The 22128-nt window shown below is 63.2% G+C and carries 19 protein-coding genes and 2 pseudogenes; 11 read left to right on the top strand and 10 right to left on the bottom strand.

The genetic code is table 11. The features are described 5' to 3' along the window. Nucleotides 1-159: 159 nt before the first annotated feature. The 3 genes and pseudogenes from RZA67_RS10940 to RZA67_RS10930 form a co-directional block, all read right to left on the bottom strand. A complete protein-coding gene (locus tag RZA67_RS10940; RefSeq protein WP_317212775.1) occupies nt 160-702 on the bottom strand; it encodes a hypothetical protein in 543 nt (180 codons plus the stop codon). Nucleotides 703-832: 130 nt separating this feature from the next. Next, nucleotides 833-1024, bottom strand: a pseudogene (locus tag RZA67_RS10935) (integrase core domain-containing protein); the annotation flags it as partial. Continuing rightward, nucleotides 1017-1262: pseudogene (locus RZA67_RS10930) on the bottom strand (IS3 family transposase); the annotation flags it as partial. The pseudogenes RZA67_RS10930 and RZA67_RS10935, both read right to left, overlap by 8 nt. A 277-nt stretch (nt 1263-1539) precedes the next feature. On the opposite strand from RZA67_RS10930, the gene RZA67_RS10925 reads away from it, so the two are divergent. From RZA67_RS10925 to RZA67_RS10900, 6 genes are all read left to right on the top strand, one after another. Continuing rightward, nucleotides 1540-2256 (top strand): DUF1629 domain-containing protein, encoded by a 717-nt coding sequence (locus RZA67_RS10925; RefSeq protein WP_317212774.1) that lies wholly within the window; start codon nt 1540-1542, stop codon nt 2254-2256. A 132-nt stretch (nt 2257-2388) separates the two neighbouring features. Continuing rightward, nucleotides 2389-3105: a DUF1629 domain-containing protein gene (locus tag RZA67_RS10920; RefSeq protein WP_317212773.1), complete on the top strand. Its 717-nt coding sequence runs from the start codon at nt 2389-2391 to the stop codon at nt 3103-3105. Between the two features lies 1 nt (nt 3106). Continuing rightward, on the top strand, nt 3107-6475 hold the full coding sequence (locus RZA67_RS10915; RefSeq protein ID WP_317212772.1) for a peptidoglycan-binding protein: 3369 nt from the start codon (nt 3107-3109) through the stop codon (nt 6473-6475). Between the two features lie 66 nt (nt 6476-6541). After that, a complete protein-coding gene (locus RZA67_RS10910) occupies nt 6542-6880 on the top strand; it encodes an immunity 53 family protein (protein ID WP_317212771.1) in 339 nt (112 codons plus the stop codon). Between the two features lie 334 nt (nt 6881-7214). Next, the gene (locus RZA67_RS10905) at nt 7215-7832 is read left to right on the top strand and encodes a hypothetical protein (protein ID WP_317212770.1); all 618 of its coding nucleotides are present in this window, start codon (nt 7215-7217) and stop codon (nt 7830-7832) included. A 183-nt stretch (nt 7833-8015) separates the two neighbouring features. After that, entirely contained in the window at nt 8016-9008 is a 993-nt protein-coding gene (locus RZA67_RS10900; RefSeq protein ID WP_317213983.1) for a 2-hydroxyacid dehydrogenase, read from the top strand. Nucleotides 9009-9210: 202 nt separating this feature from the next. Here the strand turns inward: RZA67_RS10900 and RZA67_RS10895 are convergent, their stop codons facing one another. Further along, a complete protein-coding gene (locus RZA67_RS10895) occupies nt 9211-9366 on the bottom strand; it encodes a hypothetical protein (protein ID WP_317212769.1) in 156 nt (51 codons plus the stop codon). A gap of 271 nt (nt 9367-9637) precedes the next feature. Between RZA67_RS10895 and cyoA the strand changes: the two genes are divergently transcribed. From cyoA to cyoD, 4 genes are read left to right on the top strand one after another with little or no spacing between them, the layout of a single operon-like run. Beyond that, complete coding sequence (cyoA, locus tag RZA67_RS10890; RefSeq protein ID WP_317212768.1) at nt 9638-10684, top strand: ubiquinol oxidase subunit II; 1047 nt, start codon at nt 9638-9640, stop codon at nt 10682-10684. A gap of 2 nt (nt 10685-10686) precedes the next feature. Further along, entirely contained in the window at nt 10687-12684 is a 1998-nt protein-coding gene (gene cyoB, locus RZA67_RS10885; RefSeq protein ID WP_317212767.1) for a cytochrome o ubiquinol oxidase subunit I, read from the top strand. Further along, the gene (cyoC, locus tag RZA67_RS10880) at nt 12681-13319 is read left to right on the top strand and encodes a cytochrome o ubiquinol oxidase subunit III (RefSeq protein ID WP_317212766.1); all 639 of its coding nucleotides are present in this window, start codon (nt 12681-12683) and stop codon (nt 13317-13319) included. Before cyoB ends, cyoC begins: the two co-directional genes overlap by 4 nt. Next, entirely contained in the window at nt 13319-13666 is a 348-nt protein-coding gene (cyoD, locus tag RZA67_RS10875) for a cytochrome o ubiquinol oxidase subunit IV (RefSeq protein ID WP_317212765.1), read from the top strand. The genes cyoC and cyoD overlap by 1 nt, the downstream gene beginning before the upstream one ends. Before the next feature lie 519 nt (nt 13667-14185). Here cyoD and RZA67_RS10870 read toward each other — a convergent pair. Further along, complete coding sequence (locus RZA67_RS10870; RefSeq protein ID WP_317212764.1) at nt 14186-16243, bottom strand: EAL domain-containing protein; 2058 nt, start codon at nt 16241-16243, stop codon at nt 14186-14188. Nucleotides 16244-16454: 211 nt separating this feature from the next. Between RZA67_RS10870 and radA the strand changes: the two genes are divergently transcribed. Continuing rightward, nucleotides 16455-17837 carry a DNA repair protein RadA gene (gene radA / locus RZA67_RS10865; RefSeq protein ID WP_317212763.1) on the top strand — a complete coding sequence of 461 codons (1383 nt, stop codon included), beginning with the start codon at nt 16455-16457 and terminating at the stop codon, nt 17835-17837. 83 nt (nt 17838-17920) lie between these two features. Here the strand turns inward: radA and RZA67_RS10860 are convergent, their stop codons facing one another. From RZA67_RS10860 to pstC, 5 genes are all read right to left on the bottom strand, one after another. After that, nucleotides 17921-18355: a hypothetical protein gene (locus tag RZA67_RS10860; protein ID WP_317212762.1), complete on the bottom strand. Its 435-nt coding sequence runs from the start codon at nt 18353-18355 to the stop codon at nt 17921-17923. A 275-nt stretch (nt 18356-18630) separates the two neighbouring features. Next, the gene (phoU, locus tag RZA67_RS10855; RefSeq protein ID WP_317212761.1) at nt 18631-19344 is read right to left on the bottom strand and encodes a phosphate signaling complex protein PhoU; all 714 of its coding nucleotides are present in this window, start codon (nt 19342-19344) and stop codon (nt 18631-18633) included. 59 nt (nt 19345-19403) lie between these two features. Beyond that, complete coding sequence (pstB, locus tag RZA67_RS10850) at nt 19404-20234, bottom strand: phosphate ABC transporter ATP-binding protein PstB (protein ID WP_317212760.1); 831 nt, start codon at nt 20232-20234, stop codon at nt 19404-19406. 19 nt (nt 20235-20253) lie between these two features. Further along, on the bottom strand, nt 20254-21117 hold the full coding sequence (gene pstA / locus RZA67_RS10845) for a phosphate ABC transporter permease PstA (RefSeq protein ID WP_317212759.1): 864 nt from the start codon (nt 21115-21117) through the stop codon (nt 20254-20256). Beyond that, nucleotides 21117-22085 (bottom strand): phosphate ABC transporter permease subunit PstC, encoded by a 969-nt coding sequence (pstC, locus tag RZA67_RS10840; RefSeq protein WP_317212758.1) that lies wholly within the window; start codon nt 22083-22085, stop codon nt 21117-21119. Before pstC ends, pstA begins: the two co-directional genes overlap by 1 nt. Nucleotides 22086-22128: the final 43 nt, after the last annotated feature.

Raw genomic sequence — 22128 nt, 5'->3', positions numbered from 1 at the left:
TTTGGTCGAAGGCGGAAATCGTTGATTTGTCGAGGTTTTTGGGTTGGCGCGTGTGGTCAGGCCCGGTGTATCGCCCAAAACAGCGACGCTGACCTGGGAGAGAGGAGGTCGAGTGATTGGATGCTGCGGGCTTTGTTGGGGCTTACAGACATACCTCTACTACTCGGTGCGCTTCCACTTTTCTCGAAGGCTCCTGATCTTGCTCCCTGCGGGCGCGTTCTTGCCGCTGGGGTCAAGTAGGCAGACGCTGCCGCGAGGTAGCCCGAATACGCTTTCGATTTTCGATTGGATCGTCTTTACCGATGCGTTGCTGTTGGCGGCCTTGAAGCGCTTGCCAATTGCCTTGCGAGCAATTGCGCTGTCATCATCGTCACCATAGTCAACCCATATCTTTAATTGCCATGTGAATGGCTTGCTGCACAGTGCGCGACTTGGCGTGCTAATCCTTCTGATGTCGACTTCATACGCATCGAAGTTCAGGTCGTAAGCGATGTGGCGTTCGATCTTCTCGACATTTTCATTTTTCCATGTCGTCCATGAGTCTGCTTGTACTGACACCTCAATCGTACATTCAAGTATCTCGGATGCATCGCCAGACATCAGCGAGTCAGACAAATCGAGCCTGCTACGGCTCGACTTGGCGATTACTTGTTGGTCCAGGTTCCTGCATATGATCCTTGAGTGCGGAGGCCACTGGTTCATTTAATGCTCCTTTCTTTGCTATCCGTTAATGACTAGCGGCCGTCAGTGCTTGCTCTTGAGTAAGGGCGGTCTCAACTTGCAAGCGCAACACCTGAATTGAACTGTAAAGACCCACCGCTTTCTGCTCAGGTCACGCGGTCAATGTAGCGGCATAAGCCGCATCTGGGGTCATCATCTTCAGCGCCTGATGCGGTCGCTGTTGGTTGTAGAAGGCGATCCAGTCAGCAATCACCCGCAGCGCGTTGGTCCGGCCCTCGGAGCGATGTCGGTGCACACATTGCTCTTTGAGCGTCCGGATCACGCGTTCGACCACCCCGTTCCTTCTTTACGCACGCCAACTCGCGCCTTGAGGCAGGCCAACTCCTCATCCCGAGGTGTTCCGGTGCCGCCGAAGCGACAATGCCTTGGCTCTGTGCCCCGCGCTCCCAACGGGGTCGGCAAGGTGTCGCGAATTCCCAGCTTCCGGGCCACCTGGGAGCAGCTGACGCCGGGCTGGCTCGCCTGCCCGAGCGTACCGCGCTGAACTCGGCACTGAATTTCCTAAGCTTTGATACGAACACTCCTCATGACCTGAATTGACCTTCTTGTAAGTGTCGCTGAAAGCGGGGTACAACTCGACCTGTGGCAAGGACTTCTCGCGCACCCTCGTCACCAATCACGCGCTGCTTCGCAAGCGGAACCGCTCGCAGCCCCGTGGCTCGCAGGGCGGCGCGATCGTCACTGAAACGGAGCGCTGCCGGGCCCTGTACGGACGTTATTGACCGGTTCCGCACCCATCGAAAACTTCACGGCGCACGATCGGATCCATTCAAACATTGCGACATCGAGGCCATACCCATGACCGGCAGCAGTGACAAGAGCGCTTTCGCACTTGGTGACGGAGATATCGTCATCAACCGCCCGAAGGAAGGGGAGTTCTACATTCTTGGCGTAGAACCGGGTGGCCCAGGGCATCGGGTTGTCTTCGAAAATGAAGATGAGCTTCTGACGCCACCAAGATTGATTCTGCGCCCGAAGGATGGGGGATTTCCGCTGCTCAAGGCGAAGCCTCGATTGCGCCAAACGCATAAAGGGCGGACCGTTAGAGACTTGGATTCCGATTTCAGCGGATACTGGTTGGTCTCGGAACCCCTGAAGCAGGTTTTCGAGTCCGTCGACCCGGAGGGCTTCGCATTCGCGGAATGCGAGTTCATTCTCCATGACGGTTCCGTGGGGCCGAAGCACTACCTGTGTGATGTGGTGAGAATACTTGACGCAGTCGATGAAACCACTTCAAAGATCCGTATTTTGCTGAAAGACAGTTACCCGGGTGGAAAGTACTACAGCGAAGGTAGTGCCGCCAGATTCGCTTTCAAAAAGGATGTCGTGGGTTCTGCGCACGTCTTCCTGACTCCCTATAACAGCATGAAGGTTTTCTGTGATCGCACTCTGCGAGACGCGCTGATCGAACACGGCTTCGGTAAAGAACCCAATACCCGTGGCGTGTTGCTCGAAGACGCTGCCGCTCTTGGGCTTTACACGCTACCTCCGAGCTACTGGCCGGAGAACCGCTGATATGTCGACCATCCTGCAAAGTCACCATGTCATCGAGTCGAGAATGTTCGCTGAGCCCGGTTCTACCGCGAACAAGGGCTTAACGACGCACAATCGGATCCATCCAATCATTGCAACATCGAGGCTACACCCATGACCGGCAACAATGACAAGGGAACTTTCGCACTTGATGACGGAGATATCGTCATCAACCGCCCGAAGGAAGGGGAGTTTTACATCCTCAGCGTAGATATGGACGGCCCTGAGCATGGCGTGGTGTTCGAGAACATGCGTCAAGTCGTGACGCCGCCAGACAGGCTCCATCAGCCCAATGGCGCAGCGTTTCGCTCGTTCAATGAGATGCCTCGTCTGCGTCAAAGCCGGCCGGATCGCATGGTGAACGATCTCGATTCCAGCTTCGGCGGCTATTGGCTCGTTTCCGAGCCACTGAAGCGAGTCTTTGAGTCCGTCGACCCAGAGGGATTCGCGTTCGCGGAATGCGAGTTCATCCTCCATGACGGTACCGTTGGACCGAAGCACTACCTGTGTGATGTAGTGAGGACACTTGACGCAGTTGATGAAACCACTTCAAAGATCCGCATTTTACTGAAAGACAGTTACCCGGGCGGCAAGTACTACAGCGAAGGTAGTGGTGCCAGATTCGCTTTCAAGAAGGATGTCGTGGGTTCTGCGCACGTCTTCCTGACTCCCTACAACAGCATGATGGTTTTCTGTGATCGCACGCTGCGAGACGCGCTGATCGAACACGGCTTCGGTAAAGAGCCCGATACCCGTGGTGTGTTGCTTGAAGACGCCGCCGCTCTTGGGGTTTACACGCTACCTCCGAGCTACTGGCCGGAGAACCGCTGAAATGGCGACCATCCTGCAAAGTCACCATGTCATCGAGTCGCGCATTTTTGATGGGCACCCCCTGCTGGGAGCGCTTGCCGCTAATCAACTGATCGACAAAGACGCTTCAAGTAACCGTCTCTATCTTCCGTACGACAAGGACTTTGCAGACCAGATCGACGCCGCGCCGCATCGTGGAAAGACGGATAGCTCGTACACCCGATATGTTCGCGTAGAACTGAACCGCATTCTCGACGATAGGGTTGGATCTGCAGGTCTTGATGATATCGACGCACTGAAACGCGCTCTTTCCGATGTGCACGAGCTTCAGGACACACTCAAAGTCGGCATGATCCACCGCGAAATCTTCCCCAGCATCCCCGGCAACATGTCGCGGGAAGAGGGGCGGCAGAGGAATCTCCAGAGCCTTTCCGATCTTGAGCAGGTGCGGGCCAACCACCCCGACACACTGAAGTCGCTGCGCTCGATGACCATGGTGGAATCCGAATGGGCGGCCATCATCCATTCCGAACGGCGTGTGATGGACCTGATCGAACAGGTCCACAACGGCCCGATGCTGGTGGTGCGTGCCAAGGGCGAGCCGCCGGTGCGGGATGTGGCCGGGCGCATGGAGTTCAGGCTCGCCATTGCCGATGCGCAGGCATCCGGGCGTCTGGCCTTGTCCGATTCCAATGCCGCCAGAATCCAGCAGATACTGGTGGATGACCTGCCTGGCATTGGCCCGCTCTCCAAGCATGGGGTCTACGACCTGATCGGTCTTTCCCGGGCGAGCTACAAGCCGTTGTCGCAAGGCGGCTTCGCTACCCTCGAGGCGATACTCGGCGAAGTACCGCAGCACACCCTGCTGCGCGCAGCCGGTCCGTTGGCAACCGGTATCGACCTGACGCTGAGTCTGCAGCGCGCGGCCGAACTGGACAGGCAGGACAATCCGCGGGCGGCGAAGTCGGAGCTGGAACGCTTCGCCGGGCGCAGCCTCGGCGGCTGGGCCGCCGGCACGACGGCGTACCTTGTCGGCGCCCCGGCCGCGGTGATCGCGAGCACGGCGGCAGCCGGTGCGATCGTGCTGGAGAAGGCGGTCGAGTGGAAAGATGCCCGCGAGATCACGCACCAGACCGACCGCCAGAACGTGGAATGGACATTCAGGGACGGCAGCTGGAGTCGGCAAGCGCAGCTGGGCAACCCGCGTGATGGGCTGGAACATCCCGTCGCGGGTCGTGTCCACGCCAGTTACGCGAAAACCCGCGAGTTGAATCTCGCGGCCAATCGCCGGGCCGCAGAAATCGCCTTGGCCAACGCACCCACGCCGCAGGATCCATTTGATATCCCTGCGGGCAACAGCGACCGGACCGGCGCGACCAACCCCAACTGGCGCCGTAATGCGCTGACCGAGGACTGGGAGCGTCTGGTCAATGTGGGCACATCCCGCGATCCGATCCTGCAACCGCAGACGGCAACGCCCGAGCGCGCCGCCGAGCTGAACCATCAGGCCGTGGCCCGCATCCTGCAGAACATCGCCACCGGACGTGAGTCCATCGCCGCGCTGTACCAGGAACATCATCTCGCGCAGCGGGGCCACGAGCTCGGTGACCTGCCGCCCGCCGTGCAGGCCGCGCTGCCCAGGTCCCCTGTGGTGATCGGCAGTGACAACACCCGCTACGAGCGCAGCGATGACGGCGCGTGGTCGCACAACGGCGTTGTGGCGCAGGGCAACCTGGCGGCCGAACTGGAGCTGACGCGTGTGCTTCGCCAGCCGTTCGTGGTCGCGCACCAGCAACGGGTCGCGCAACTGCAGGCCCAGCCGCCGTTGACGCCCGAGCGGCAACAGCAGGATGAACTGGTCCATCGCTATCGGCTCTCTGGTATTGAGCTGGAACCCGATGTCGCCGAAGCCATTGCGTTGGCTACGCAGCGCACCCGCGACGCACACGGGCTCACCGGGCCCGTGCAATTGCAATCGCAGGCGGCGCAGGTGCAGGTTGATGCCACCGGCCAGATCATCAAGGGCGGCACCGCACGGGCACTGCGCGCTGTCGACCATTACCAGATGGGTGCGGACGGCGCGTATCGCGTCGTGGCCACCACCAGCACCGAGGATATCCAGCAGGCGCTGCAGGAGGTGCAGGCGAGCAGGCGACAGGCACCGCAGTACGATGTACCCGAACTGCGCATCGCGCCGCTGTCACCGCAGGAGCGGGACGCCCACCAGCAGGCGCTGAGTGAAGCCCATCGGCAAGGCCTTTCCATGCAGGAGACGCACGACGTGGCACGCTTCGCGGCGACCACTGTGCATGCATCGCGTAGTACCGGCATGCAGGCGCCACGCGCGGTGTTGGATGCGCAGCGCGAGCGTAAGCCGGCGCAGGCCACCGAAGCCGTTCCGGCACAAGCGCCGGCACCGACCGTGTCTGCCGTTGCACCGGCTCACGTTGAGCCTGCACAGCCGGAGAAGGCTCAGCGCGTCACCACACCTGCCGAACCGGCTCCGTCCGTGTCGACCACGCCCGATGAGAGGGAAGGTTTGCGCGTGGGGCATCGCGGGCCGGAGGTGGAGTTTCTTCAGTACCGCCTGCACCAGGTCGGCGCGCACGGTCCGAACGGTCAACCGGTGCCACAGGATGGGCATTTCGGCCCTGAAACCGAGCATGCGGTGCGCCAGTTCCAGCAGGCCCATGGCCTCCCGACCACGGGTGTGGCCGATCCGGCCGTGGACACAGCGCTATCGCTGGCCCGGCAGTCCCGTCAGGAGCCCCTGCGGTTGGCAGAGCCACCGGCATCCATAGAGCAGCTGGGGCGGCTGGCAAACGCGTATCCCCGGCACGAAGCGTCCTCGCTCCAAAGCCCCGTCAACCAGGAGGAGACTTCGCCGACCGCACCGCATGTGGAGCGGAAGCGCACCGGCCATGCTGCCTCGGCGCGCCTCGACGGGGCGGGTGTGGGGCCAAATGCTCCCGGGCGTGATCGCGATCTGGAGCAGGCCGCGCCATGTTTACCCGCTGCGCAGCGGGCGTTTCCGAGCGATCACCCCGATTTCGCGTTGTTCGCCGCGATCCGCTCGACGCTGCCGGCAGGCACATCCGAAGAGAAGGCGGCCGAAGTGCTCCATGCGGCCAAGGAGGCCGGGGTAGAGCATGTGGCCGAGTTCAGGAAAACAACTGTCGAGCGTGACATCGCCTTTGTCTACGGAAATACACCGGGTTTCCACACCGACGTATCGCTGACCACCCCGGCACCGACGCTGGAAGAGAGTGTGCAACAGATCCAGGAACTGGCGCAGCAGCGTGCGCTGGAATTGGCGCAGTTCCAGAAGGAACAGCAACAGATCAATCAGAATCCAAGCGGGCCGGTGATGACGTTGGGAGGTCACACCTGAAAACATCGTCAGATCTCGCCGACCTCCATTGCCAGCTCAGACCGCTGAGCGGAACCTGAATTACTTATGGACACTGCGATTGCGCTGTTGCAAAGATGGTACTCGAATCACTGTGATGGAGATTGGGAGCATTCCTACGGTGTCAAGATAGACACTTTGGATAACCCCGGCTGGATCCTCACTGTTGACCTCATTGATACGGAATTAAGTGAATATTCGCTACCGAGGACACGCGTCGATCGGTCGGAGATCGACTGGATTCAGTCCGAGATTTCGGATGGGCGCTATATCGGTTGCGGTGGAGCGCTCAACCTGGAGGAGATCGTGCTTCAGTTTCTGGACTTCGCTGAGGGTTGCTCCATAGGCCGTCAGGATGCGCGAGTTCCGCCCCTGGGGATTGAGTAGCGCGACAGTTCAAAGTCAAATCTTCAATGGAAAGGAGGCCTGACGTGGAGAGGCACTCTTCCGAAGAGCAGAGCCTTGGCTTCCTGCGCGAGGCCTGGGCGGGCATACTGAGCTGAGGTAGTCCGCGTCGGCCCGTGAACCCGGAGAACGTGAACAGCCCAGGTCGATCTGGCGCCGTGACAGCGACAACGAAACTGATGGAACGTGATCGCCGGCAGTGTTGCTGCCGTGCGCAGGGTTCAACCAAGGACAGGGGGACGGAATGGCACAGGATAATGAGCCTGGCAGCACCGGGCAGAACGGTTTCTGGGCTTCGCGCAGGGGCCGGTTTACGTTGGGCGGCCTGTTTTCAGTGGCACTGGCAGCAGCTGCCGGTTTTCTCTCGCCCGAGGTAAGGCGGACGGTCTGCCTGGAGTTGCCCAAGCCGGAGGACCTGGTCTACCCGCGGGTCGACGGCGCGGTGCCATATCGCGATCTCGGGGTGCAGTCGCTGCAACCATCGTTCGACGGCAAGGAGATCCGCTTCGCCGCACGCGCCTACGGTGAGATGCAGCGTGCCACTTATCAAGGCGTGCAGGGCCCGCAGTACGACGGCCACGCTATCGCGTCTATCGGCAGTATCGACGAGAAAGACGCTGATGGGCCGTTTGGTCGACCGCTGCCGCCGGTCGCGGTGTTGCTGTCACCTGAGCTTGCGCGACAGTGGGCGGGTGTCCCGCTCGGTGCGGCGGTAATGATCGAGGGTAAAGCTCAGTTTCTTGCCGACTTCCCGTTCGACTCGCCTACCGGGCGACAGTTGGCGGGGTTGCGCCACCTGGGGCAGGACCTCTCGATGATCCGGATCCCCGACCATGCCGACTTCTGGGTGGTGGCCAGCAAGATCACGCCGCTGCGCGCGTTGAACGACCCGCGTGACCGACTGATGTGCAGATGGCGCAGGCTGCCAGGCTGACCGGGAGCCGTTGCGCGCACCGGATGGATCGACCCTGGCTCGGTCCGTCTGGCCGCGGGCAGTGCAGGGACGTCCCATGCCGCCACCATTCGGACCCCAACGTCCCTCGCACTCGTGCACCATGCAAACCCATGCCCATCCATTGTGCGAGCCGCCATGACCGCTGTTTCCGCTTCCACGCCTCTGCAGATGGCGGTCTTCAGTGCCCGTCCCTACGACCGCCAGTTCCTCGACCAGGCCAACCAGCAGGCCGGGTTGCCGGCGCGGCTGCTGTACTACGACGCGGCGCTGGACGTGCACACCGCCGCGCTGGCTGAGGGCTGCCAGCTGGTCTGCGTATTCGTCAACGATCGCCTGGATGCGCCGTCGCTGCGCGCCTTGCATGGCCACGGCGTGCGCGCGGTGCTGCTGCGCTGTGCCGGCTACAACAATGTCGACCTGGCCGAGGCGGCACGGCTTGGCCTGTTCGTGGCACGGGTGCCTGCCTATTCTCCCGAGGCGGTGGCCGAGCACACGCTGGCCCTGATCATGACCCTCAACCGGCACACGCATCGGGCCTACAACCGGGTGCGCGAGGGCAATTTCATGCTTGACGGGCTGATCGGCCGCACCCTGCACGGGCGCACCGTGGGCGTCATCGGCACCGGGCGGATCGGCCTGGCCACCGCGCGCATCCTGCACGGGCTGGGCTGCACCGTGCTTGGGCACGATCCGGCCCCGTCGGCGGCGTTCGCCGAGCTGGGCGATGTGGTGCCGCTGACCGAACTGCTGCAGCGGTCTGACATCGTGTCGCTGCATTGTCCGCTCAGCGAGCAGACGACCCATCTCATCGACGATGCGGCTTTGGCGTTGATGAATCCGGGCGCGATGCTGGTCAATACCTCGCGCGGGGCATTGGTGGACACCGAGGCAGTGATCGGTGCGCTGAAGTCGCGACGGCTGGGCAGCCTGGCCATCGATGTCTACGAGCAGGAGGGGCCGCTGTTCTTCCAGGACCGGTCCGGGCAGATCATCGAAGATGAGCTGTTCGCGCGGCTGATGACCTTCCCCAACGTGCTGGTGACCGGCCACCAGGGGTTTCTGACCGGGGAGGCGCTGGAGGAGATCGCGGCGATCACGCTGGCGAATCTGGGGGATTTTGCTGCTGGCCGGGCGTGTGCCAACGCGGTAGGGTGAGGGGGTCGGCAAGGGCGTGACGGCCAACACCCGAGCCGCGCTGGGCGGAGTGATCCACGGAGATCGCGTCTGCTTTGGTAGGTGACGACCGTTGGTCGTCACGCTGTTGATCGGTAGGTGACGACCGTTGGTCGTCACGCCGTTGATTGGAGTACACCAGCGCGGCACGGCTGCGCCGCTGAGGCGTGACGACCAACGGTCGTCACCTACCGAAGCCGGGGTCCCAGCCGAAGCCGGGGTCCCAGCCGAAGCCGGGGTCCCAGCCGAAGCCGGGGTCCCAGCCGAAGTCAGGGTCCCAGCCGAAGCCGGGGTCCCAGCCGAAGCCAGAGTCCCATCCGAAGCCAGAGTCCCGCCACACCAGAAGCCCTCCATCCGGGCGGCCTGCATGTATATACATGCCGTGGGCGTGGCGCCAGACAGGTCCGTGCGACAACGTGTCGCAGGCCGAAAACGACCAAAACTGCGTCGGATCAATGTCAATGGCTTTCTTAAATGGTCGGTGACGGCCTAAAATTGAAAGGCTGACTCGACTCCCGTCTTCCCGCGCCTGTCCCAACCGACAGGTCGGGCCGGCTTTGGCCGGACCGGGCAGGGCGGGAGAGGCATTCCCTACGCAATTGGATCGACCGATGATTCCGTTGAAAACCCTTGGACGCTATCTGCGCCCAGGCTTGCTGTTTGCAATGCTGGTGATGCTCACCGGCTGCGACGCAGTAGCCATTCTCAATCCGAAGGGCCAGATCGGCCATGACGAAAAGACGCTGCTGATCACGGCTACCGTGCTGATGCTGCTGGTCGTCATTCCGGTCATCATCATGACCCTGGTCTTCGCTTGGAAGTACCGCGCTTCCAACACCAAGGCCCGCTACGAGCCGAAGTGGTCGCACTCCACCGCCATCGAAGTGGTGGTGTGGTCGATCCCGTGCATGATCGTGCTGGTGCTGGCCGTGCTGACCTGGCGTTCCTCGCACGCGCTGGATCCGTACCGTCCGATCGATTCGGACGTCAAGCCGGTGACCATCGAGGCGATCTCGCTGGACTGGAAGTGGCTGTTCATCTACCCGGAAGAGAAGATCGCGGTCGTCAACGAGATCAAGTTCCCGGTCGATACCCCGCTGAACTTCAAGCTGACCTCCGACACGGTGATGAATGCCTTCTTCATCCCGCATCTGGGCAGCATGATCTACTCGATGGCGGCGATGGAAACCAAGCTGCACCTGATCGCCAACGAGACCGGTGAGTTCCCGGGCATGTCCTCGCACTACAGCGGTGCCGGCTTTGCCAAGATGCACTTCACCGCCCACTCGGTCACCGAGGCGGAATACCAGCAGTGGCTGGCGCAGGTGCGTGCCGGTCAGAACACCCTGGACCAGGCCTCGTTCAAGGCCCTGGGCGAAGAGCGCAATGCCGAGTGGTACCCGGTGACGTACTACGGCCAGGTTGAAGAAGGCCTGTTCGACTGGGTCATCGCCAAGCACATGGGCGACAACCAGCACTACGGCATGAAGCACACCAGCCATGGTGCCGCGGCGGCCGATGCCGGCTCGCACGAGGGTCACGAGGGTCACGCCCCGGTCGAGGAGCACAAGTCCGAGGCCTCCGGCGTGAATCATGATGCCCATACCACCGAAGACGAGCACGCTGGCCATGGCGGCCACGCAGGCTCGGGAGAATGAGCATGTTGGGTAAACTTTCCTGGGATTCGGTCCCGCACGATCCAATCGTGCTCACCACGCTGGTCGGCGCGGTGCTCGGTGGCCTGGGCGTCGTCGCCCTGGTCACCAAATTCAAGCTGTGGGGTTATCTGTGGAAGGAGTGGTTCACCTCGGTGGATCATAAGAAGATCGGTGTCATGTACCTGATCGTCGCCTTCGTCATGCTGCTGCGCGGCTTCTCCGACGCCATCATGATGCGTACCCAGCAGGCCATCGCGGTCGGCGGGTCCGAGGGTTATCTGCCGCCGCACCACTACGACCAGATCTTCACCGCCCACGGCGTGATCATGATCTTCTTCGTGGCGATGCCGTTGATCACCGGCCTGATGAACCTGGCCGTGCCGCTGCAGATCGGCGCGCGCGACGTCGCGTTCCCGTTCGTCAACTCGCTCAGCTTCTGGCTGTTCGTGGCAGGTGCGGTGCTGATCATGCTGTCGCTGTGGATCGGTGAGTTCGCCGCCACCGGCTGGCTGGCCTTCCCGCCGCTGTCGGGCATCGAATACAGTCCAAGCGTCGGCATGGACTACTACATATGGGGCCTACAGGTCGCAGGCCTGGGCACCACGCTGAGCGGTATCAACTTCTTCATTACCATCCTGAAGATGCGTACCCCCAGCATGAAGCTGATGCAGATGCCGATCTTCACCTGGACGGCGCTGGTCACCAACGTGCTGATCGTCGCCGCCTTCCCGGTGCTGACCATCACCCTGGTGCTGCTGACCCTGGACCGTTACCTGGGTACGCACTTCTTCACCAATGACGGTGGCGGCAACGCCATGCTGTACATCAACCTGATCTGGATCTGGGGTCACCCGGAGGTGTACATCCTGGTCCTGCCGGCGTTCGGTGTGTTCTCCGAAGTCATCGCGACCTTCTCGCGCAAGGCACTGTTCGGCTACAAGGGCATGGTGTACGCCACGGCCGCCATCGGCGTGCTGTCCTTCATCGTGTGGCTGCACCACTTCTTCACCATGGGTTCGGGTGCCAACGTCAATGCCTTCTTCGGCATAACGACGATGATCATCTCCATTCCCACCGGTGTGAAGATCTTCAACTGGCTGTTCACCATGTTCCGCGGCCGCGTGCACTTCACCAGCCCGGTCTTGTGGACCATCGGCTTCATGATCACCTTCGTGATCGGTGGCATGACCGGTGTGATGCTGGCCATCCCGGCCATCGACTTCGTGCTGCATAACAGCCTGTTCCTGATCGCCCACTTCCACAACGTCATCATCGGCGGCGTGGTGTTCGGCATGTTCGCCGGTATCACCTACTGGTGGCCGAAGATGTTCGGCTTCCGTCTGAACGAGTTCTGGGGCAAGTGTGCCTTCTGGTGCTGGTTCATCGGCTTCTATGTGACCTTCATGCCGATGTACGTGCTGGGCTTCATGGGCATGACCCGTCGTCTGCAGAGCACCGTCAACCCGGCGTACGAGCCGCTGCTGCTGGTCGCTGCAGCCGGTGCGTTCATCGTGGGCGCCGGCATCCTGTGCCAGGTCATCCAGATCTACGTGTCGATCCGCGACCGCAAGAAGACCGCCGACCTGACCGGCGACCCGTGGGATGCGCGTACGCTGGAGTGGGAAACCTCTTCGCCGCCGGCCTTCTACAACTTCGGCACCCTGCCGGAAGTCACCGAGCTGGACGATTTCTGGGAGCGCAAGCAGCGTGGTGAAGCCTGGCCGAAGCCGGTCAAGTACACCGACATCCACATGCCGCGCAATACCGGCACCGGTGTGGTGATCGGCGCCTTCAGCCTGGTGTTCGGCTTTGCGATGATCTGGCACATCTGGTGGCTGGCCATCGTGGGCCTGGTCGGCATGATCGGCACGTTCATCTACCGCACCTTCGACCAGGACGTGGACTACTGGGTCCCGGCGGCCGAGGTGGAGCGCATTGAAAACGAACACCGCAAGCACCTGGAAGCCCAGGGCCTGGTGAAGTCGGAGCTGAAGGCATGAGCACGCAAACCCACACCCTGAGCCATGGGCACGCCGCGCAAGCGGCGGCCCACGGCCATGATGAGCACGAGCACCACGACACCGGCGGCAACACCGTCTTCGGTTTCTGGGTGTACCTGATGAGCGACTGCCTCATCTTCGCTTCGTTGTTTGCCACCTACGTGGTGCTGGTTGGCGGCACCGACGGCGGCCCCGGCCCGAAGGACCTGTTTGAACTGTCCTTCGTGGCATGGGAAACCGCGCTGCTGCTGACGTCCTCGCTGACCTTCGGTCTGGGCATGATCTTCCTGCACCGTGGCAAGGTCGGCGCGATGTACTTCTGGCTGGCCATCACCTGGCTGCTGGGCTTTGGCTTCATGTGCATGGAAGTCTGGGAGTTCCAGCACCTGATCCACCAGGGGTACGGCCCGGACCGCAGTGCCTTCCTGTCGGCGTTCTTCGCGCTGGTCGGCACCCACGGTCTGCACGTCAGCGCCGGTCTGCTGTGGCTGCTGGTGATGTTCATCCAGATCAGCAAGTACGGCCTGACCGCCACCAACAAGACCCGCATGGCGTGCCTGAGCCTGTTCTGGCACTTCCTGGATCTGATCTGGATCGGCGTGTTCTCCGTCGTCTACCTCAATGGAGCGCTGTAATGGCACATCACAACCACGCACATGACCACGGCCATGCCGCCGGCGGTGAGAGCCACGGCAGCATCAAGTCCTACCTGATCGGCTTCGTGCTGGCGGTGATCCTGACCGTCATCCCGTTCTGGATGGTGATGTCCGGTGATTTCTCGCGCACCGTCAACGGTGTGGTGATCGCCGTGACCGCGGTGCTGCAGATGCTGGTCCACCTGGTGTTCTTCCTGCACCTGGACCGCTCGTCGGAGAGCCGCTGGAACGTCAACGCTGCAGCCTTCACCATCGTGGTGATCGGCATCATCGTGGCCGGCACCCTGTGGGTCATGCACAACATGAACGTGCACATGATGCACTGACGTCCCCCGGACGTTGCCACACACGGAAAGGCCGCCCTCGGGCGGCCTTTCTGTTTTCCGCCGCGCGTTGGACAGCAGCGCCGCGCGTAGGGTAGGTGACGACCGTTGGTCGTCACGCTGTTGCTGTGTTTTCTGCGGTGGCCCGAAGCGTGACGACCAACGGTCGTCACCTACCGGGGCGGAGCCGCGCCGTGCTGGGTAGCTGACGACCGTTGGTCGTCATGCTGTTGCTGTGGGTTCTGCGGCGGCCCAGAGCGTGACGACCAACGGTCGTCACCTGCCGGGCCGGTGCCGCGCTCTTGGTAGCTGACGACCGTTGTTCGTCATGCTGTTGCTGTGGGTTCTGCGGCGGCCCGCAAGCGTGACGACCAACGGTCGTCACCTACCGGGGCGGCGCCGCGCTCTTGGTAGCTGACGACCGTTGGTCGTCATGCTGTTGCTCTAGGTTCCGTGGTGGCCCGCAAGCATGACGACCAACGGTCGTCATCTACCCGCAGCGAAGTCGCGCTTCGCTTGGCTTCAACCTACCTTGAGCAGGAAATCCTCGGCTGCCATCGGCCGCCCCAGGTGATAGCCCTGCAGCTGGTCGCAGCCGAGTGCGCTCAGGTAGTCGCGCTGGCCGGCGGTTTCCACGCCTTCTGCCACCACCTGCAGCTGCAGCGAGCGCCCCAGCGCCACGATCGAGGACACGATCGCTGCATCCTCGGTGTTGTTCTCCAGGTCGCGCACGAACGCGCGGTCGATCTTCAGCTCGGTTGCCGGCATGCGCTTGAGATACAGCAGGCTGGAGTAACCGGTACCAAAATCGTCAATGGCGATGCGCACGCCCAGTGCGGTCAGTGCGTTGAGAATCTCCAGGCTGCTCTCCACGTTCTTCATCGCGGTCGTCTCGGTGATCTCCAGCGTCAGCCGCGCCGCTTCAAGACAGTGCCGGGCCAGGGTATTGCGCACGGTCTCCACCAGTCCCGGCGCAGCGAACTGCAGCGGGGACAGGTTGACCGCCATGGTCCAGTGCGTGTGGCCTGCATCGTGCCACTGCCGCAGCTGTGCGCAGGCGCGGTCCAGCACCCAGTCGCCGATCGGCAGGATCAGCCCACTGCGCTCGGCGATGGGAATGAAAGTATCCGGCCCGAGCATCCCCAGCTCGGGGTGCTGCCAGCGCAGCAGGGCTTCGGCACCGACGGCCGGGTGGCCGGCGGCGACGAACTTGGGTTGGTAATGCAGCACCAGTTCGTTGCGCTGCACCGCGCGTCGCAGGTCCTGCAGCAGCCGCAGCTGGCGGTTGGCGCTGACCTGCATCGAAGCGGTAAAGAACGTGTAGCCGTTACGTCCTGTGCCTTTGGTGTGATACATCGCCGCGTCCGCGTGGGCCATCAGATCGCGTTCGCGCGTGGCATCGTCGGGGTAGAGCGCGATGCCGAGACTGGCGCTGACCTGCATTTCGGCTGCGTCCACCATGAACGGCTCGGCGACCGCGGCGATGACCCGCTCGGCTATCACTACCGCATCGTCGGCCTCATCGATGGCCAGCACGATGACGAACTCATCGCCACCCAGCCGCGCAAGCGTGTCCTGCGGACGCAGCAGCTGGCTTACACGTTGGCTGACGTGAACCAGCAGCTTGTCGCCCAACTGGTGGCCGTAGGCATCATTGACCGCCTTGAAGCCGTCGAGGTCGCAGAACATCACCGCCAGGCGATGGCCGCGACGCTTGGCTTTCTCGATGGCCTGCTCGATGCGGTCCTGCAGCAGCATCCGGTTGGGCAGCTGGGTCAACGGGTCGTGCAGGGCGGCCTCGACCAGCTTGAGGTTGGCGCGTTCCAGCGATGCGGCCAGCACCCCGGTGCGTGCGCGCATCTGCCGGTCGAACAGCGAGGCCATCAGGGCAATGGCCAGCGTGCCCATGGTGGTGACGATGACCAGCACGGCCAGCCAGCGCGATTCGATGCCACCGTCGGCCACCGCACCGCAGATGCTGTCTTCCTGGAAGTTCGCCGCGGCCATGCCGGTGTAATGCATGCCCACGATCGCCAGTCCCATCACCACCGACGCAATGGCACGCAGGGGCAGGGTGCGCGCCCCCTCGCTGCGAAGACGGAAGGCGATCCACAGCGCTGCCGCGCAGGCGCTGATGGCAACCACGATGGAGGCGATGAACCAGAACGGGTCGTAGACAATGCCCGGCTGCATGCGCATCGCGGCCATGCCCAGGTAATGCATGGTGGCGATACCCAGCCCCATCAGCACCGCACCGGCCAGCAGCCGGCTGGTCGGCAGCGCTGGGCGTGAAACCAGCCAGAGCGCGTAGGCCGACGCGCCCACCGACACCGCCAGCGAGTAGAGGGTGATATCCAGGTCGTAGCCGATCGGGATGGGCAGCTCGAAGGCCAGCATCGCGATGAAGTGCATCGACCAGATGCCCAGCCCCATCGCCAGGGCCCCACCGGCCAGCCACCAGCGCGCGACGCGCCCCTCCGAGGTGGCCAGTCGCCCTGCCATGTCCAATGCAGTGAAGGAGGCCAGGATGGCCACCAGCAGTGAGAAAAGCACGAGCGTCTGGCTGTAGCTGCCAGTCATGGCACACCTTGCGGGTCAACGGAAATGGGGCGAGCGGGGCGCAGGCCCGTACCGTTAGCGGCCGGCGGGCGGCGAACCTTAGCACCCCCTTGCGCGGCCGTCGTGACGACTCTGTTCAGGCGCCGGTCCAGTGTTCATCGCGGGCACGCATCTCAACGGGTGCGACCCTGCTCGGCTATCCTCCTTGCCGGTTTCAACAGCAGGAACAACCATGGCCAAGAGCCGGACCGCGTACGTCTGCGGGGAGTGTGGCGCCGAGTACAGCAAGTGGCAGGGCCAGTGCACCGAGTGCAACGCCTGGAACTCGCTGAGCCAGGTGGTGCTGGAGAGTGCCACGGCCGCCAAGGCGCCGTCTTTGCGCCGTGCCGGTTGGGCTGGCAAGGTGGACCCGCCCAAGGTCACCGCGCTCAAGGACGTCCAGCAGACCGAGCATCTGCGGGTGAGCACTGGCATCGGCGAGTTTGACCGCGTGCTGGGGGGCGGCCTGGTCGAGGGCGCCGTGGTACTGGTCGGCGGCGACCCGGGCATCGGCAAGTCAACGCTGCTGTTGCAGGCGGTGGCGAAGATGGCCGCCGAGCTGCCGGTGCTCTATGTCACCGGTGAGGAATCGCTGTCGCAGGTGGCCGGGCGCGCGCACCGGCTGGAGCTGCCCCTGGACGGGGTGAACGCATTGGCCGAGACCGGCATCGAGTCGATCCTGGCGCATGCCGCCAAGGAGTCACCGCGGATGATCGTGGCCGACTCGGTGCAGACCCTGTGGACCGAAAGTCTGACCGCTGCGCCCGGTTCGGTCAGCCAGGTGCGTGAGAGCGCTGCCCGGCTGGTGCGCTTTGCCAAGGAGACCGGCACGGCCGTGTTCCTGGTCGGCCACGTGACCAAGGAGGGCGGTATCGCCGGCCCTCGCGTGCTTGAGCATATGGTCGATGCGGTGCTGTACTTCGAAGGCGAGAGCGGCAGCCGCTTCCGTCTGCTGCGGGCGTTCAAGAACCGCTTTGGGGCGGTCAACGAGCTCGGCGTGTTCGCGATGGGCGACAAGGGCCTGAAGGAAGTGTCCAACCCGTCGGCCATCTTCCTCTCCGGTGGCAGCACGCGGCAGCCGGGCAGCTGCGTGATGGTCACCCGCGAAGGCACCCGGCCGCTGCTGGTGGAAGTGCAGGCGCTGGTCGATGCCTCGCCGCTGTCCAATCCGCGACGGGTGGCGGTGGGGCTGGAGCAGAACCGGCTGGCCATGCTGCTGGCGGTGCTCCACCGTCATGGCGGCGTCCTGGTCGGCGACCAGGACGTGTTCGTCAACGTCGTCGGTGGCATCCGTGTGCAGGAAACCGCCGCCGACCTGCCAGTGCTGCTGGCGGTGTTGTCCTCGCTGCGCGACCGCGCCCTGGCCGAGAAGACCATCGCCTTCGGCGAGGTCGGTCTGTCCGGTGAGATCCGACCAGTGCCGAACGGCGAAGACCGCCTGCGCGAAGCAGCGACGCATGGGTTCAAACGCGCGATCGTGCCCAAGGCCAACGCGCCCAAGGGTGGCAGCGTGAAAGGCATGGAAGTGATTGCCGTCGAGCGGCTCTCGGAGGCATTGGACGCCGCCGCCGAATAACCCCCTCCACCGCAGCCCGCCCTCGGTAGGTGACGACCGTTGGTCGTCACGCTCCGCTTCTGGTAGGTGACGACCGTTGGTCGTCATGCTCCGCTTCTGGTAGGTGACGACCGTTGGTCGTCATGCTCCGCTTCTGGTAGGTGACGACCGTTGGTCGTCATGCTCCGCTTCTCGTTGATGTAGCCGCAGCGGCCTTCAGCGGCGTTGATGTAGCCGCAGCGGCCTTCAGCGGCGTTGATGTAGCCGCAGCGGCCTTCGGCGGCCTGGATGTAGCCGCAGCGGCCTTCAGCGGCGTTGATGTAGCCGCAGCGGCCTTCAGCCGCGTTGACGTAGCCGCAGCGGCCCTCGGCAGCGTTGATGTAGCCGCAACGGCCTTCGGCGGCGGTGCTACAGGTCAGCGCCGCCTGCGGCGTGGAAAGCAGTTCCATATGAAGGTTGGAGATGGTCATCGCCTGTTCCTCACAAAGGAAAAAAGTGCGCACGGTGTCGTGCTTGCCTGCTGAATCGCGTTTGCTCAACCGGCGACCCGGACCCTAGGCCGATGGGGAGCGCTGAAAAAGTGGCATAGCCGACACTCTTGCTGTGACCGTTGGCAACAAAGCGATGCGGGGCAAAAAAAAAGACCGTTGCCTTCCGGCAACGGTCCATACGGCTCGTCATGGGCATTGATTTCGCGCCCATTGCGACACCCGATTGAGGCGGGCCTACACGTACCGCCTCGGAACACTCTTACTTCATGCAGGGTTCAACTGGGATGGCATCAGCAAAATCCCAGGCCAAATGCAAGGTTCTCCTACATCGTGGTACTGCTGGAGGTTTCGTCACGCTTCTCGCGTGGCGGTAGTGGCTGCTCGCCATGCACCAGGAACCAGACATTCTCGGCGATGTTGGTGGCGTGGTCGCCGACGCGTTCCAGGTTCTTGGCCATGAACAGCAGATGCGTGCACGGGGTGATGTTGCGCGGATCTTCCATCATGTAGGTGAGCAGCTCACGGAACAGGGCGGTGTACTGGGCATCCAGCCGTGCATCGTCTTCGCGCAGCGCCAGTGCGGCGTCGGCATCGTTGTCGCGATAGGCCTCGATTGCACGACGGACCTGCACAGCCGCCAGCCGCCCCAGTGCCCGCAACCCCTGGATCTGAGGCAGCGGCGGGACCTTGCCCAGCGCGATGGAGCGCTTGGCCACATTGGCAGCGTAGTCGCCGATGCGTTCGATGTCGGCCGGAATCCGCAGACCTGCCAGGATTTCGCGCAGGTCACGTGCCATCGGGCCGCGCAGAGCAAGGCGCATCACATCGTGGCTGATCTGCTGCTCAAGCGCGTCGATGGCCTCATCGTTGGCGATGATGCGCCGGGCAGCCGCTTCGTCGCGTTTCTCGATGACGTCCATCGCTGCGTCCAGCTGCGCGGCGGCCATTTCGCCCATGCGCACGATTTCAGACACCAGCCGCTGCTGTTCTTCGTCGTAGCTCTTGACGATGTGCTCGTTGGGAAGATTCATGGTCATTTCATCATGTAGAGCCGGGTGCTGCCCGGCTGGCGCCCTGGGTGGGAGCGGGACCGGGATCAGCCGAAGCGACCGGTGATGTAGTCCTCGGTCTGACGCTGCGAGGGCTGGGAGAAGATGACTTCGGTGCGGTCGTGTTCGATCAGGTCACCCAGGTACATGAAGGCGGTGTAATCGGATACGCGCGCAGCCTGCTGCATGTTGTGGGTGACGATGACGATCGTGTACTTGTGCTTGAGCTCTTCCACCAGCTGCTCGATGCGGCTGGTGGAGATCGGGTCCAGCGCCGAGGTCGGCTCGTCCAGCAGCAGCACGTCCGGGCGCAGGGCCACGGCACGGGCGATGCACAGACGCTGCTGCTGGCCGCCGGACAGGCCCAGCGCGCTCTGGTTGAGCTTGTCCTTCACCTCGTCCCACAGCGCGCCCTGGCGCAGCGCCTGCTCGACACGGTCGGCCATGTCGGCCTTGGACAGCTTTTCGTGGTGACGGATGCCATAGGCCACGTTCTCGAAGATGGTCATCGGGAACGGCACCGGCTTCTGGAAGACCATGCCGACCTTGCTGCGCAGGCGGTTCATCGGGTACCGGGGCGAGAGGATGTTCTCGTTGTCCAGCAACACCTCGCCCTTGGCCTCCAGCTTGGGATACAGCGCGTAGATGCGGTTGAAGATGCGCAGCAGGGTCGACTTGCCGCAACCGGAGGGCCCGATGAGCGCGGTGACGCGCTTCTCCGGGATTTCCAGATTGATGTTCTTCAGCGCATGGAACCTGTCGTAGTAGAAGTCGAGCCCGCGTGCGGCCAGCTTGACCGGTGCCGGCGTATCCAGCGCCTGGTGCGAGGCCGGCACTGCGATGCGCTGCATCGGCACGGCATGGGAAAGATCGTTCATGGCAATGTCCGGATGAAGGTCAGTCATGGGAGATACGGTTGCGCAGCAGGATGCCGCGGGCGGCAAGGCTGATGAGCAGGACGAAGACGGTCAGCACCAGTGCGCCGGCCCAGGCCAGCACCTGCCAGGATTCGTAGGGGCTGCCGGCAAACTGGTTCATCACCACCGGCACCGAGGCCATCGGCTGGAACACGTTGCTGCTCCAGTACTGGTTGCCGAAGGCGGTGAACAGCAGCGGCGCGGTCTCGCCGGAGATGCGGGCCAGGGCCAGCAGGATGCCGGTGACGATGCCGGCCGACGCGCTGCGGTAGAGCACCTGGACGATCACCTTCCACTGTGGAATGCCGAGCGAAAGCGCCGCCTCGCGCATCTGCGAAGGCACCAGGCGGAGCATCTCGTCGGTGGTGCGCACCACCACCGGCAGCACGATGAACGCCAGGGCCAGCGCACCGGCGAATGCCGAGAAACTGCCGCCGGTCTGCATCACGTACAGGGTGTAGACGAACAGGCCCAGCACGATGGACGGTGCCGACAGCAGGATGTCGTTGACAAACCGCACCACGGTGCCCGCCTTGCGGGCATTGCCGTACTCGGCCAGCCAGGTGCCGGCCAGCACGCCCAGCGGCGTGCCGATGGCGATGGCCAGCGCACACATGACGGCACTGCCGAAGAAGGCGTTGGCCAGACCGCCCTGCTGCATGGGCGGCGGCGTCATCTGGGTGAACAGCTCCACGTTGATGCCGGCCAGGCCCTTTGCAGCCAGGGTCCACAGAATCCAGCCGAGGAAGAACAGACCGAACAGCGCGGTGATGCACGAGGCCGCGATGGCCACGACATTGCCCACACGGCGGCGCAGGTACAGCGAATCAGCGGTGCCGGACATCAGTTGCCCTCCTTGCGGGACAGACGCATCAGCATCAGGCGGGCGATGGCCAGCACGATGAAGGTGACGATGAACAGCACGAAGCCGAGCAGCAGCAGCGCCGAGCGGTAGGTTTCGGTGGCTTCGCCGAAGTCGTTGGCGATCAGCGCGGCGATGGTGGTTCCCGGTTCCAGCAGCGAGGGCGACAGGCGCACGCTGTTGCCGATCACGAAGGCCACCGCCATGGTTTCACCCAGCGCGCGACCGAGGCCGAGGAAGATGCCGCCGATCACTGCAGAGCGCGTATAGGGCAGTACGATGTCCCAGCTGACTTCCCACCTGGTCGAGCCCAGCGCATAGGCCGACTCCTTCAGCCGCGTCGGCACGGTCAGGAAGACCTCGCGCATCACCGAGGAGATGAAGGGGATGACCATGATGGCCAGCACGAAGCCAGCGGTCAGCATGCCGATGCCCAGCGGCGGGCCCTGGAACACCGGGCCGATGATCGGCATCTCACCCAGCGTGTCGTTGAGGAACGGGGTTACGTATTCGGTCATCACCGGCACCAGCACGAACAGGCCCCACATGCCGTAGATGATCGAAGGCACGCCGGCCAGCAGTTCGATGGCGGTGCCGACCGGGCCGCGCAGCCAGCGCGGGGCGACCTCGGTAAGGAAAAAGGCGATGCCGAAGCTGATCGGCACGGCGATCAGCATGGCGATCAGGGCGGTGACCAGGGTGCCGTAGATCGGCACCAGTGCGCCGAACTTGTTCTCCACCGGGTTCCACTCGGCCGAGAAGAAGAAGCTCAGGCCCTGGCTCTGCAGGGCGTGGCGGCCGCCCCACAGCATCGACAGGGCGGCACAGGCCAGCGCGACCAGGACGAAGATGACGGTGCCCACCAGCACCCATCGGAACAGTGTGTCGTTGCGGGCATCGCGCGTGTCACGCGACGAAGGTGCGGCTACCGGCTGGGCGATGGAGTTCATTGGGTGACTGCAGGGCCAGAAAGGGCGGGAAGGTGCATCGGAA

This window comes from Stenotrophomonas sp. C3(2023) (assembly GCF_032911385.1).
Lineage (GTDB): Bacteria > Pseudomonadota > Gammaproteobacteria > Xanthomonadales > Xanthomonadaceae > Stenotrophomonas.
The sequence above is the reverse complement of the archived record's forward strand: the minus strand, read 5'-3'. Positions and strand labels throughout refer to the sequence as shown.